This window comes from Streptomyces sp. NPDC006012, assembly GCF_042871185.1.
Taxonomy (GTDB): Bacteria; Actinomycetota; Actinomycetes; order Streptomycetales; family Streptomycetaceae; genus Streptomyces.
Genome location: NZ_JBIAIE010000041.1, coordinates 36,451 through 52,306, shown reverse-complemented (window position 1 = coordinate 52,306; position 15,856 = coordinate 36,451). Strand labels below are relative to the sequence as shown.

Genomic DNA, 15,856 nt, shown 5'->3' with positions numbered 1-15,856 from the left:
GGGAGGCTGTGGTCGTCGCTCGGGAGGATGTGCCGGGGGATCAGCGGCTGGTGGCCTATTACGTGGCCGGACCGGATGTGGCCGGACCGGATGTGTCCGTTGAGGGGCTGCGGGTTCATCTGGCCCGGACTCTGCCCGACTACATGGTCCCGGCGGCCTTCGTCGCGCTGGCGGAGTTCCCGCTGACCGTCAATGGCAAGCTGGACCGGAGGGGTCTGCCCGGCCCTGACGCGGCCGTGTACGCGTCCCACCGGTACGAGGAACCGTCCGGGCCGCTGGAGACCCTGCTGGCCGGGGTCTGGTCGCAGGTGCTGGGCGTGGACCGGGTGGGCCGGCACGACAACTTCTTCGAGCTGGGCGGGCACTCCCTGCTGGCCGTGACGCTGGTGGAGCGGCTGCGCGAGCGCGGCACCGCCACCGACGTACGGACCCTCTTCGTGAACCCCACGGTGCAGGGCCTGGCCCGCGCCGTCGAGGGCGGCACCGAGGCCGTGGCCGTGACCGTGCCGCCGTCGCTGATCCCGGCCGGGGCGAGCACGATCACGCCCGACCTGCTGCCGCTGGTGACGTTGTCGCAGGAGCAGATCGACCAGGTCTGTGCCGCCGTCCCCGGTGGTGCGGCGAACGTCCAGGACATCTACCCGCTGGCGCCGCTCCAGGAAGGCATGTACTTCCACCATCTGCTCGGGGGCGAGGGCGACGCCTATCTGCTCTCCAGCCTGGCGTCCTTCCGCTCCGAGCAGACGCTGACCGCGTTCCTGACCGCCCTCCAGCAGGTCGTGGACCGCCACGACATCCTGCGGACCTCGATCCTGCGAACTGGTCTGCCGGCTCCCGTGCAGGTGGTCTGGCGCCGGGCAGAACTCCCCGTCGAGCACCTGGATCCTAAGACCCTGGAGGAGCAGCACGCCGGACCGGACACGGCCGCGCGGCTGCGGGACCGGTTCGATCCCCGGCACTACCGGCTGGACCTGAGCCGGGCCCCGTTCCTGCGGGTCGCAGTCACCTTCGACGCGGACCGGCAGCGCTGGCTGGCCCTGGTGATGCTGCATCACCTGGCCGGTGACCACAGCACCCTGGACGTCCTGCGGCAGGAGGTCGAGGCCCACCTGAGCGGTCGGGCCGACCAACTGCCCGTACCGGTCGCCTACCGGGACGTGGTGGCCCAGGCCCGGCTGGGCGTGTCCGAGACCGAGCACGAGGAGTTCTTCACCGCGCTGCTCGGGGACGTCGACGAGCCGACCGCGCCCTTCGGAGTGCTGGAGGAGCACAGCGACGGATCGGGGCTGCGGGACGCCGCCGCGGCCCTCGACCCCGACGTGGCGCTGCGTCTGCGGCAGCAGGCCCGTCGGCTGGGCATCGGCACGGCCGGGCTGTTCCACCTGGCCTGGGCCCAGGTCCTGGCCCGGGTCACCGGCCGCGACGACGTCGTGTTCGGCACGGTGCTGTCCGGACGGGCCCAGGGCACGGCCGGCGCCGAGCGCGGGATAGGCCTGTTCATCAACACCCTGCCGATACGGATCACCTTCGACGGTCGGACCGTGGAGACAAGCGCCCGGCACACCCACGACACCCTGGCCGGACTGCTGCGGCACGAGCACGCCCCGCTGTCGCTCGCGTCGCGGTGCAGCGCGGTCGTGGCTCCGGCACCGTTGTTCACCAGCCTGCTCAACTACCGGCACAGCCTGCGACCGGCCACCGCACCCGTACAGTCGGCCGGAACCCGGCCGCACTCCGGGACCGAGGCGGAGCGCTCCGGGATCGACACGGAGGCCCCCGGGACCGAGACGGAGATCGAATTCGTCGACGGTGCCGCCGAGGGCGGCGCGACCTTCCCGGTCACCCTGTCGGTCGACGACGACGGCATCGGGTTCCGGTTCCGGGCCCAGGTGGACGACTCGATCGACCCGGTCCGGGTGTGCGCCCTGCTGACCACGGCCCTGGAGCAGTTGGCGGTCGCGCTGGCGCGGACCCCGGACCGTCCGGCCGGAGACCTCGACGTGCTCCCGGCCGCCGAACGGGCCCGGGTGGTGGACGAGTTCAACGCCACCGACCTCGATCTGCTCACCCCCCGCGGTCTGCGGCCCGGGACGACCGTGCACGGACTCTTCGAGGACCAGGCCGCCCGGACGCCGGACGCGGTCGCGGTCAGCGACGAGGCCGGGTCCTGGTCATACGCGGACCTCGACGCATGGGCCGAGCGGATCGCCCTGCGTCTGCGGGCGAGCGGCGCCCGGCCCGGCACGCTGGTCGGCGTCTGCGCCGAACGCGGCGCCGGCCTGGTCGCCGGGCTGCTGGCCGTGCTGAAGTCCGGCGCCGGCTACCTGCCGTTGGACCCGGGCCTGCCCGCGGACCGGTTGCGGCACATGCTGACCGACGCCGCCCCGGTCGCCGTCCTGACCACCCGGGGAGCCCCCCGCACCCTGATCGGCACACTGGTCGACGACGAGGACGGCACCGGCACGCCGGTGATCGAACTGAGGGCCGACGCGGACACGGACGCCGACGCCGCATCAGAGGCCGCCACGGCCACCGAGACCGCTCCGCCCGTGCCCGTCCGCGGTGACTCCGGCCCCGGCCGCGCGACCGCGACGGACCTGGCCTACGTGATCTACACCTCCGGTTCCACCGGCATCCCCAAGGGGGTGATGGTCGAGCACCGGTCGGTCGTCAACCGGCTGCTGTGGGCCCAGCACGAGTACCGACTCGGCAGCGACGACGTCGTCCTGCAGAAGACGCCGTTCGGCTTCGACGTCTCGGTCTGGGAGTTCTTCTGGCCGCTCGCCGTCGGGGCCCGGCTGGTGACGGCCCGCCCCGGTGGCCACCAGGAACCCGCCTACCTGGCCGAGGTCGTCCGGCGTGAGCGGGTCACCACCTTGCACTTCGTGCCCTCCATGCTGCAGGTCTTCCTGGACCACGTGGAACGCCTCGACCCCGCGGACGAGGCCGCCGCGATCGCCCCGACCCGGGTCCTGGCCAGCGGCGAGACCCTGCCCGCGGCCCTGGTCCGGCGGTTCCACCGGATCCTGCCCGGCACCGAACTGCACAACCTGTACGGCCCGACCGAGGCCGCCGTCGATGTCACCGCCTGGCCCTGTCCGCCCGGCGACGTCACGGGCCCGGTCCCGATCGGACGTCCGGTGGCCAACACCCGGATGTACGTTCTGGACCCCGCCGGACGGCCCGCCCCCGTCGGCGTGCCCGGGGAACTGTTCATCGGTGGCGTCCAGGTCGCCCGCGGCTATCTGAACCGGCCCGGGCTCACCGCCGAGCGGTTCGTCCCCGACCCCTTCACCGGCGGGGACGACCGGCTCTACCGCACCGGCGACCTCGGCCGGTGGCGGCCCGACGGAAGCCTTGAGTACCTGGGCCGCGACGACTTCCAGGTCAAGATCCGCGGCTTCCGGATCGAGCTGGGCGAGATCGAGGCCCGGCTCGCCGAACAGCCGGAGATCGATGAGGTCGTGGTCCTGGCCCGCGAGGACGTCCCGGGCGACCGGCGCCTCGTCGCCTACTACGTCCCGGCCACCGACGACGAGGACGTCTCCGTGGCGGCGCTGCGCGGCCGTCTGGGCGCCGCACTGCCCCCGTACATGGTGCCGGCCGCGTTCGTGCCGATGCCGGTGCTGCCGCTGACGGCGAACGGGAAACTGGACCGCGCGGCCCTGCCCGCCCCCGGCGGCGACGCCGTCCGGGTCACCGGCTACGAACCCCCGGCCCCGGGCCTGGAGACGGTCGTGGCCCGGGTCTGGGCCCAGGCCCTCAACGTGGACCGGGTCGGGCGGCACGACGACTTCTTCGCGCTCGGCGGACACTCGCTGCTGGCGGTGTCGCTGGTGGAACGGCTGCGCGAGCAGGGCGTGCACACCGACGTCCGGTCCCTGCTCACCCACCCCACCGTCGCCCGGCTGACCGCCGTCCCGCACACCGGCACCGGCCAGGAGGACGTCGTGGTCCCGGCCAACGGCATCCCCGCCGGGGCGAGCGCGATCACGCCGTCGATGCTGTCCCTGCTGACGCTGTCGGCGGAGCAGGTCGACCGGATCGTGGCCACCGTTCCTGGCGGCGCCGCGAACGTCCAGGACCTGTACCCCCTGACACCGCTTCAGGAGGGAATGCTCTTCCACCACCTGCTCGGCGACGACGGCACGACCGGCGGCGGCGACGCGTACCTGCTCTCGGAACTGCTGTCCTTCCCGACCCGGGACCAACTCGACGCCTTCATCACGGCACTCGGGTCGGTCGTGGACCGGCACGACGTCCTGCGGACCTCCATGCACTGGGAAGGTCTGACCGCACCCGTCCAGGTGGTGCACCGGCAGGCGGGCCTCCCCGTCGAGGAGGTCGACCTGAGCGGCGTCCCGGCGGCCGAGGCCGCGGTCGAGCTGCGGGCGCGGTTCGATCCGCGCCGGTTCCGCCTCGATCTCACCCGCGCCCCCCTGCTGCGGGTCTGCGTGGCCTTCGATCCGGCCGCGAAGCGCTGGCTGGCGCTGGTCCTGCTGCACCACCTCGCCGGTGACCACGGCGGGCTGGCCGTGCTGCACGAGGAGGTCGGCGCGTTCCTGGCCGGACGCGGCGGCGACCTGCCGCTCCCGGTGCCCTACCGGGACGTGGTGGCCAAGGCCCTGCTCGGGGCCTCCACCGCCGACCACGAGGAGTTCTTCGCCGGCCTGCTGGGCGGGATCGACCGGCCCACCGCCCCGTTCGGGCTGCTCGACGTCCACGGCACCGACGACGTCCGCGAGGCCCTCGTGCGCCTCGACCCGGAGACGGCCCGCGCCCTGCGCGCGTCCGCCCGCCGGCTCGGCGTGAGCACCGCCGGTGTCTTCCACCTGGCCTGGGCGCAGGTCCTGGCCCGGCTCACCGGCCAGGACGACGTCGTGTTCGGTACCGTCCTGGTGGGCCGGACCCACGGCGGCGCCGGAGCCGAACGGGGCCTCGGCCTCTTCATCAACACGCTGCCCGCGAAGGTCGAGGTCGACGGGACCGGGATCGCCACCGCGCTCCAGCGGGTGCACCGGCTGCTGATCGACCTGCTGGCCCACGAGCACGCCTCGCTCGCCCTGGCCCAGCGCGCCAGCGCCGTCCCGCCGTCCGAGCCGCTGTTCACCACGCTGCTGAACTACCGCCACAGCGCCCCGTCCCCCGCCCCGGACACCGTCGTCGCCCCCGCGTCGGACGGTTCGCCGTACGGGTCCCCCGACGACTCCGCCTCCCCCGACGGACCGCTGGACGGCGTCGAACTGCTGGGCAGCGCCGAGCGGACCACCTACCCGCTCACCGTGTCCGTGGACGACCTGGGAGAGGACTTCACGCTCACCGTGCAGATCGCCGGGAGCGACCCGGGCGCCGACCCCGACCGGGTCGCGGCGATGCTGCGCACCGCGCTGGAGCGGCTTGCCGACGCCCTCGCCCAGGCCCCGGACACCCCGGCCCGCGACCTCGACGTCCTGCCCGCCGCCGAGCGGACCCGGCTCGTCGAGGAACTCAACCGCACCGACGCGCCCACCGGCCGCCCCGCCTCCGTGCACGAGCGGTTCGAGGCCCAGGCGGCGGACACCCCGGACCGGGTGGCGCTGGTCCACGGTGACCGGTTCTGGTCGTACGCGCAGCTGAACACGCGGGCCAACCGGGTCGCCCACCACCTGCTCGGCCTGGGCGTGCGGCCCGACGCCCTGGTCGGCGTCTGCGCCGTACGTGGCCCGGACCTGGTCGCCGCGCTGCTCGGCGTCCTCAAGGCGGGCGCCGCCTATCTGCCGCTGGACCCCGCCTACCCGGCCGACCGCCTGCGGTACATGCTCACCGACGCCGCCCCGGTCGCCGTGCTCGCCGACGGCCCGGACACCGCAGCCCGGCTGGCCGCTCCGGCCGCCGACGCGGCTCGCCCGGTGCCCGTGATCGAGCTGGGCGACCTGCTCCTCGGCCGCGGCGACTTCGCCGGACTGCCCACCGGCGACCCGGTCCGGACCGCCACCCCCGGCGACCGGCTCGCCTACGTCATCTACACCTCGGGCTCCACCGGCGTCCCCAAGGGCGTGCTGGTCGAGCACCGTTCGATCGTCCGGCTGGTGGTCAACAGCGGATACGCCGACTTCGGCGCCGGCGACCGCGTGGCCCTGGCCGCGAACCCGGCCTTCGACGCCGCCACGATGGAACTCTGGGCCCCGCTGCTGAACGGCGGGCGGATCGTCGTCGTCGACCACGACGACCTGCTCGACCCGGAGCGCCTGAGCGCGCTCCTGCGCCGCGAGTCGGTCACCGTGCTGTGGCTGACCGTCGGCCTGTTCAACCGCTACGCCGACGAACTGGCCCCCGCCTTCGCCGACCTGCGCTACCTGATCGTCGGCGGCGACGCCCTCGACCCGGCCCCCGTCGGCCGGGTCCTGCGGATGGCCCCGCCCCGGCACCTGCTGAACGGCTACGGCCCGACCGAGACGACGACGTTCGCGCTCACCCACGAGATCACCCATGTGCCCGAGGGCGCCCGGAGCATCCCGATCGGCACTCCCATCGGCAACACCCAGGTGTACGTCCTGGACCGGCTCGGCCGGCCGGCCCCGGTCGGCGTGGCCGGGGAACTGTACGTAGGCGGGACCGGTGTGGCCCGGGGCTACCTCGGCCGGCCCGAGCTGACCGCGGAGCGGTTCGTACCCGACTCCTTCCGCCCCGGTTCCGGCGGCCGCCTCTACCGGACCGGTGACCTCGGCCGGTGGCTGCCCGACGGCACGGTCGAGTTCCTCGGCCGCAACGACTTCCAGGTCAAGATCCGCGGATTCCGGGTCGAGCCCGGCGAGATCGAGGTCCGCCTCGGCGAGCACCCGCGGGTGCGGGAAGCGGTCGTGCTGGTCCGCGAGGACCGGCCCGGCGACCAGCGCCTCGTCGCCTACGTCGTCCCCCGGGACGCCGAAAGCGCCGAGGACGGCGCCGACGGACCCGGCGCCGACGACCTGCGCACCCATCTGCGCCGTACGCTGCCCGACCACATGGTGCCCTCGGCGTTCGTCCGGCTGGAGCGGATGCCGCTGACCGCGAACGGGAAACTGGACCGCGCCGCCCTGCCCGCCCCCGACGGCGACGCCTACGGCTCCCGCGACTTCCAGGCCCCCCGCGGAGCGTTCGAGACGCACGTGGCCGACGTCTGGTCCCAGGTCCTGGGCGTGGACCGGGTCGGCCGCCAGGACAACTTCTTCGAACTCGGCGGGCACTCCCTGCTCGCCGTCACCGTGGTCGAGCGGCTGCGGGAGCGCGGCCTGAACGCCGACGTCCGCACCGTCTTCGCCAGCTCCACGGTGGCGGTCCTGGCCGCCGCGATCGAGGCCGGCACCGGCTCCGGCGCGGTCGTCGTCCCGCCCAACCCGATCGGCCCCGACACCATCGAGATCACCCCGGACCTGCTGCCGCTGGTGTCCCTGACGCAGGAGCAGATCGACCACGTCGTGGCCGGCGTCCCCGGCGGGGTGGGCAACGTCCAGGACGTGTACCCGCTCGCGCCGCTCCAGGAAGCGATCCTCTTCCACCACCTGCTGGCCACCGACGGCGACGCGTTCCTGGTCTCCCACCTCATCGCCGTCGACTCCGCGGACCTGCGGAGCCGGGTCGTCGACGCCATGCAGACCGTGATCGACCGGCACGACACCCTGCGCACCGCGGTGGTCTGGGAAGGACTGCCGCAGCCGGTGCAGGTCGTGTGGCGGCACGCGCCGCTGGTGGTCGAGGAGGTCGACCTCGACCCCACGTCGGACCTGGACGCCGCCGACCAGCTGCGGGCCCGCGTCGACGCCCGCCACTACCGGCTCGACCTCGGCCGGGCCCCGCTGGCCCGGCTGTTCACCGCCTACGATCCGGACGCCGGACGCTGGCTGATCCTCGCCCTGCTGCACCTGGTCACCGGCGACGGCACCGTCCTGAACCTGATCCGGGACGAGGTCGCGGTGATCCTCGCCGGCCGGCCGGACTCCCTGCCCAGTACGCTGCCCTACCGGGACGTCGTCGCCCAGACCGTCCTCGGGGTCTCCGCCGAGGACCACGAGCGGTTCTTCCGGCACCTGCTGTCCGGGGTGGAGGAACCCACCACTCCGTTCGGACTGACGGACGTCTACGGCAACGGCACCGGCATCAGCGAGTCCCGCATCACGCTGGGCGCCGGCCTCTCCCAGGCCGTCCGGGACCAGGCCCGCCGCCTCGGCGTCTCCACCCCGAGCCTGTTCCACCAGGCCTGGGGACAGGTGCTGGCCCAGGTCACCGGCCGCGCCGACGTCGTCTTCGGCACCGTGCTGTCCGGCCGGATGGTCGACGAGACCGGCGCCGACCACGGGGTGCGTACCTTCATGAACACGCTGCCGGTCCGGATCACCGTCGACGAGCGCCCGGTCGACCTCGGGGTCCGGGAGATGCACCAGCTCCTGATCGACCTCATGCGGCACGAGCACGCACCGCTCGCGCTGGCCCAGCGGTGCAGCGCCGTCCCGGCCCCCACCCCGCTGTTCACCAGCCTGTTCAACTACCGGCGGCAGCGCGACGCCGTCCCGGCCCCGGTCGCCGGCCTCGACGCCACCCCGCTGTCCGGGTTCGACTTCATCGATGTCGAGGACCGCAACAACTACCCGCTGACCGTGTCCGTCGACGACCTGAGCGACGGGTTCGCCCTGACCGTCCAGGTCGACGACACCGTCGCCCCGGACCGGATCGCCGCACTGCTGCGCACCGCCGTCCAGGAACTCGTGACCGCCCTGGCCGACGAACCCTCCCGGCCGGTGCGCCGCATCGACGTCCTGCCCGACGCCGAACGATCCACCCTGCTGCACGAGTTCAACGCCACCGCCGTGCCCTTCGACGAGGACGCGCTGGCCCACGAACTGTTCGAGGCACAGGTACGGGCCACCCCGGACGCGGTCGCGGTGGTCCACGGGGACACCACGCTCAGCTACGCCGAACTGAACGTCCGTGCCAACCGGGTCGCGCACCGCCTGCGCTCCCTCGGCGTCCGCCCGGACCGCCGGGTCGGGATCTGCGCCGGACGCGGCCCGGAGACGGTGATCGCGATGATGGCCGTGCTCAAGGCCGGCGGCGCCTACGTCCCCCTGGACCCGGCCTACCCGGCCGACCGGCTGCGGCACATGCTCACCGACAGCGAGCCCGTCGCCGTCCTCGTCCACGGTCCGGCCGCCCGCGGCCGGCTGCGCGAACTCGGCCCGGACGCCGGGATGCCCGTGATCGACCTGGCCGAACCCCTCGACACCACCACCGGCTCCGACACCGACACCGACCCTGCGCCGCTCGGGCTCACCTCCCGGCACCTGGCCTACGTGATGTACACGTCGGGCTCCACCGGGTTGCCCAAGGGCGTCATGATCGAGCACCGCGGGCTGGTCAACCTGATCGGCTGGACCCTGTCCTCGTACAGCGAGCAGGCCCTGTCCCGGATGCTGTTCGCGACGTCGATCAGCTTCGACCTGTCCGTGTTCCAGCTGTTCCCGACCCTGTCCACCGGCGCCTGCGCCGTGATCGTGGAGGACGCCACCACGCTGGTCAGCGAGGAGGTCGACACCTCCCTGATCAACACCGTGCCCTCGGCGATGGCCCTGCTGGTCGACTCCCGCGCCGTACCGCCGATGGTCCGCACCGTCGACCTCGGCGGCGAGGCGCTCCCGCGCGAGCTGGTCGAACGGATCTTCGCCGAGACGGAGATCGAGGAGGTCTACAACACCTACGGCCCCACCGAGACGACCGTCAACGCGACCTGGACGCTGATGCGCCGCGAGGACGGCTTCGTCACCCACATCGGCCGCCCGATGGACAACACCCAGGTCCACATCCTCGACGAGCAGGGCCGGCCGACGCCGATCGGCGTCCCCGGCGAGATGTTCATCGGCGGCGCCGGAGTGGCCCGCGGCTATCTGAACCGACCCGAACTGACCGCCGAACGGTTCGTTCCCGACCCGTTCGCACCCCCGCTCCCCGGCCGCCCCGAACCCCGTATGTACCGCTCCGGCGACCGGGCCCGCTGGCAGCCCGACGGCACCATCGAGTTCCTCGGCCGCGACGACTTCCAGGTCAAGATCCGCGGCTTCCGGATCGAACCGGGCGAGATCGAGGCCCGCCTGCTCGCACACCCCCTGGTCCGGGAGACCGTCGTGGTGGCCCGGGAGGACGTCCCCGGCGACAAGCGCCTGGTCGCCTACTACGTCGCCGACGCCACCGACGCCCCGGCCGGGGACGACGTCGAGACACTGCGCGAGCACGTGGCCGCCACGCTCCCCGGACACATGGTCCCGGCCGCCTTCGTACGCCTGGACGAGTTCCCGCTGAGCATCAACGGCAAGCTGGACCGGCGGGCCCTGCCCTCCCCGGACGGCAACGCCTACGTCACCCGCCGCTTCGAGGCCCCGGTGGGCGACACCGAGACCGCGCTCGCCGACCTGTGGGCCGACGCACTGGCCGGGCCCGAGGGCACACAGCAGGTCGGCCGGCACGACAACTTCTTCGAGCTGGGCGGGCATTCGCTGCTCGCGGTCTCGCTCGTCGAGCAGATGCGCGAGCGCGGCCTGGCCACCGACGTACGGACGCTGTTCGCCCAGCCCACCGTGGCCGCCCTGGCCGCGGCGATCACCGCCGGGGGCGGCCCCGGCACCGTCGCCGTCCCCGCGAACCTGATCCCGCCCGGCACCGGCGAGATCACCCCGGCCATGCTGCCGCTGCTCACGCTCACGCCCGAACAGATCGACCTCGTGGTCCGGTCCGTGCCCGGCGGCGCGCCGAACGTCCAGGACATCTACCCCCTCGCGCCGCTCCAGGAAGGGATCCTCTTCCATCACCTGCTCGGCGGTGAGGGCGACGCCTACCTTCTGTCCAGCCTGATGTCGTTCGGGTCCCGGTCGCTGGTGGACCGGTTCACGGCGGCCCTGCGGGTGGTGACGGACCGGCACGACGTCCTGCGCACCGCCGTTGTCCGGGACGGCCTGCCCGACCCGGTCCAGGTGGTCCTGCGCGACGTGGAACTCCCCGTGGAGGAAGTGGTCCTGGACGCCGCCGACCCGGAACGGGACGCGGCCGCCCAACTGCGCGACCGGTTCGACCCGCGCCACTACCGGCTGGACCTGCGCCAGGCACCGCCCCTGCGGATCATGCTCGCCCAGGACCCGGCCTCCGGCCGCTGGCTCGTCCTGGTGCTGCTGCACCACTTCGCCGGCGACCGCGGCACGCTGGACGTCATCCGCGAGGAGGTGCAGGCCGTCCTCGCGGGACAGGCGGCCGGTCTCCAGGACCCCGTGCCCTACCGGGACGTCGTCGCCCAGGCCCGGCTCGGCGTCTCCGAAGCCGAGCACGAGGAGTACTTCACCGGCCTGCTCGGCGACGTGGAGGAGCCGACCGCCCCGTTCGGGCTCAGCGACATCCACGGCACCGGCGGGAACATCGACGAGGCCGTGCGTCGGCTCGACCCCGGCACCGCCCGCCAGGTGCGGCGGACGGCCCGGCGGTACGGCGTCACGACCGCCGGCCTGTTCCACCTGGCCTGGGCCCAGGTACTGGCCCGCACCACCGGCCGGGACGACGTCGTCTTCGGCACCGTCCTGTCCGGACGGACCGAGGGCGCCGCGGCCGGCGCCGGCCGCGGGGTCGGTCTCTTCGTCAACACGCTGCCGGTCCGGTTCACGCTCGGTGTGACCCCGGTCGCCTCGGGGGTCCGGCAGATGCACGAACGGCTCCGGGAACTTCTGCGCCACGAGCACGCGTCACTGGCCCTGGCCCAGCGGTGCAGCGCCGTACCGGTGTCGAGCCCGCTGTTCACCAGCCTGCTCAACTACCGGCACCAGAGCCCGGCCGCCGTCGCGGAGCCGGACACGGACCTCTTGGCGGACGTCGAGCTGCTCGGCGGTACGGACCGGACCAACTACCCGCTGGTGATGTCGGTCGACGACGCCGGCGAGCAGGGCTTCGGCCTGACCGTCCAGATCGCCCGGAGCGCAGCCACCCCGGTCGACCCGGACGCGGTGTGCGCCCTGTTCGAGACGGCCTTGACCGGCCTGGTCCGGGCCCTGGACGAGGATCCGCAGCGGCCCGTCGCCGACATCGACGTCCTGAGCCCCGGGGAACGGGACCTGCTCGTCCACGGCTTCAACCCGCACACGCCCGCCGGCCCGGCCCCTACCCTGACCGCCCTGTTCCAGGACCGGGTGGCGGCCGCGCCGGATGTCGTGGCGGTGGTGCACGAGGGTCGTTCGCTGACGTATGCGGAGCTGAATGCCCGTGCCAACCGGGTCGCCCACCGGCTGCGGGCCCTCGGTGTCGGTCCGGATGTTCTGGTCGGTGTGTGTGCCGAGCGTGGGCTGGATCTCGTGGTGGCGTTGCTGGGTGTGCTGAAGGCGGGTGGCGCGTATGTGCCGTTGGACCCGGCGTATCCGGTGGACCGGCTTGCTCACATGCTGTCCGACAGTGCGGCCCGGGTCGTTGTGACGGCGGGGGCCGCCGCGGGATCGGTCATGGAGGCACTCGCCGGTGACGGGCTGCTGGTCGTCGACCTGTCTGAACTTGGCTCCGGAGAAGAGGCGTTCGCTGAGTCGGATCCGGTGGGGGTCGGTGTCCGTCCGGAGCATCTGGCGTATGTGATCTATACGTCGGGTTCGACGGGTGTGCCGAAGGGTGTGATGGTTGAGCACCGGAACGTGTCGCGGTTGTTCTCGGCGACGGATGCGTGGTTCGGGTTCGGTCCGGAGGACGTCTGGACTCTGGCGCATTCGTATGCGTTCGACTTCTCGGTGTGGGAGTTGTGGGGTGCGCTGCTGCACGGGGGCCGGTTGGTGGTTGTGCCGGCTGACGTGGTGCGTTCGCCGGAGGATCTGTATGCGTTGGTGTGTGCCGAGGGTGTGACGGTTCTCAGTCAGACGCCGTCGGCGTTTGCGCCGTTGGTGCGGGCGCAGTCGGTGTCGGAGGCGGGTCACCGGCTGCGGTTGGTGGTCTTTGGTGGTGAGGCGTTGGAGCCTGCTTCGCTGCGGCCGTGGTTCGAGCAGAACCCTGGTGCAGGGACGCGGTTGGTGAACATGTACGGGATCACGGAGACGACCGTGCATGTGACGTACCGGCCGGTGAGTGAGGAGGATGCCGACTCCGTGGGCAGCCCGATCGGCGTGCCGATCCCGGACCTGCGCGTGCACGTCCTCGACCCGCAGGGCCGTCCCGCCCCGGTCGGGGTCGCGGGCGAGATGTTCGTCGGTGGCGCGGGCGTGGCCCGGGGCTACCTGCACCGCCCCGAGCTGACCGCCGAACGGTTCGTCCCCGACCCGTTCGCGGCCGGTGACGAGCGGCTCTACCGGACCGGCGACCTGGCCCGCCGCCGCCCCGACGGTTCGCTGGAGTACTTGGGCCGTAACGACTTCCAGGTGAAGATCCGCGGGTTCCGGATCGAACTCGGCGAGATCGAGGCCCGGTTGCTGGACCACCCGGGCATCCGGGAGGCCGTGGTCCTGGCCAGGGAGGACATCGCGGGGGACCGGCGTCTCGTCGCCTACTGCGTCGCCGGACCGGATGTGGGCGAGGCCGGGCAGCCGTCCGGACCCGAGGCCGCGGAGATCCGGGCCTTCCTCGGCGCCCGGCTGCCGGAACACATGGTCCCGGCCGCCTTCGTACGCCTGGACGGTCTGCCGCTGACGGTGAACGGGAAACTGGACCGGGCCGCGCTGCCCGCCCCCGGCGTCGAGGCCTTCGGCACCCGTGGATACGAGGCGCCGCAGGGCCCGGCCGAGACCACCCTGGCCCGGATCTGGGCCGAGGTCCTCGGTGTCGAGCGGGTCGGCCGCCACGACAGCTTCTTCGACCTGGGCGGCCACTCGCTGCTGGCCGTCCGCGCCCTGGCGCTGGCGGAGCGGGCCGGGTTGACCGTCTCGATCGCCGAGTTGTTCGCCCGTCCCACCGTCGCCGCCCTGGCGTCCGGATCCGCTTCGGCGACGGACCCGGAGGAGACCCTCATGTTCCGGCGTCCCCGGATCGTCCCGGACGACGCGGACACCGGGGCACCGGCCGACGGCGGGCCCGGTGAGCAGCCCGCCGGGGACGGTGCGATCGAGCTTCGGACCGGTCTCGGCGACCGGCCGCTGTTCCTGGTCCACGACGGCTTCGGCCAACTGCTCTACAGCCGGGCGCTGCTGCCCTACCTGGACGACACGATGTCCGTCCACGCACTGCCGGCCGATCCCCGCGGCCCGTCCGGAGCCCGGACCGTCCAGGGAATGGCGGCCCGGCTGATCCGGCTGATGCGCCGGGTGCAGCCCAGCGGCCCGTACCGGCTGGCCGGGTATTCCTTCGGCGGCACGCTCGCCCACGAGATGGCCACCCAGCTGCTCGGGGACGACGAGACCGTCGAGTTCCTCGCCCTGTTCGACACCCGCGTCCGGCCGGCCGCGGTGGTCGAGGACCTCACCGCGGAAGAACGGCTGAGCCGGGAGATCCTGCGTACCGCCGACACCGACGGGACCGCCGCCGACGCGGAGGAACTCGCCGGACTGGTCGCGACGTCCGACTTCGCGGCCCTCGTGGGCACGGCCAGGGAACGCCTGCTGCTGCCGCCGGAGCTGACCGTGGCCGACGCCCGGGTCGTGGTCGAGACCCTGCAACGGACCGAGTCGGCGCTCGCCGAGCACCTGGCCGGCGCCAACGGCGTCCCGGTGCACCTGTTCACCGCCGACGACGACCGGACGACCGGCGCCGACCGCGGCTGGGCCGCCCTCCTGCCGGCCGCGGAACTCCGGGTGATCCCGGTCGCGGGCACGCACTGGACGATGTTCCAGGCCCCCCACGTGAAGTCGGTGGGCGAGGAACTCGCGGCGGCCTTGCGGGACGTGGGCGGCGAGACGGTGGCCGACCGGTCGCTCCCGGGCACCGGTTTCACTCCGCTGGTGACCCTGCAACAGGACCGCACGGGACGGGCCGTCCCGCTGTTCGCCGTCGCCGGAGCCGGTGCCAGCGTCGTCGCCTTCACCGACCTGTGCGACGCCCTCGGCCGCGAACGACCGGTCCACGGGCTCCAGGCCCGCGGACTGGACGGCCTGCTGCTCCCGCACACCAGCGTCAGGGCCGCCGTCGACACCAATCTCGCGGCGCTGGAACGGACCCACCCGTCCGGGCCGGTGCACCTGCTGGGCCACTCGTTCGGCGGCTGGATCGCCTTCGAGATGGCCGGCCGGCTGCGGGACGCCGGACGAACGGTGGCGTCCCTGACCCTGCTCGACAGCGAGCCGCCGGACGCCGGGGCACAGCCGCCGAAGGAGTACGGGCACAGCGACGTCCTGGCCCGCTGGGTCAGGATCTTCGAGATGAGCCTGGAGCAGCCGCTCGGGATCACCCCCGCACAGCTCGCCCCCGGGACCGACCCGGCCGTGCGACTGGCCCTGATCCACCAACGGCTGGTCCACTTCGGGCTGCTGCCGAGCCGGACCACCCCGGACGTGCTGCACGGTCCGCTCCGGGTGTTCGCGGCCGCGGTGCGCACCCCGTACACACCGCGGGCGCCCTACCCGGGCCGGGTACAGCTCGCCCTGGCCGACGACTCCCTGTTCGACGGCGACGCCAACCGGCGGCTCAAGGACGCCATGGCGGCGGGCTGGCGACGGTGGGCCCCGGACCTGGAGGCGTTCGACCTGCCGGGGACCCACATGACGATCCTCAGGCCGCCGAACTCCGAGGTCCTGGGCGCCCGCCTGCGCGCGGGATTCGCCTCCGACAGAGGTGAGCGGATCTGACCTCGGCGCGACATCACGTGCAGCACAAGGCATTTCACGCCGCCCCGGAGCCGGTGGGTCCCCCCGGCTCCGGCCCGCGGCCATCGCATCCGGCCGAAGGCAGCGCCCGCGAGTTCCCACTCGCG

At 73.3% G+C, this 15,856-nt stretch carries 1 protein-coding gene; it reads left to right on the top strand.

Translation table 11 applies throughout. The features are described from left to right. Positions 1–8 precede the first annotated feature (8 nt). Positions 9–15,731 (top strand): amino acid adenylation domain-containing protein, encoded by a 15,723-nt coding sequence (locus ACFYPJ_RS37210; protein ID WP_389026252.1) that lies wholly within the window; start codon positions 9–11, stop codon positions 15,729–15,731. Positions 15,732–15,856 lie beyond the last annotated feature (125 nt).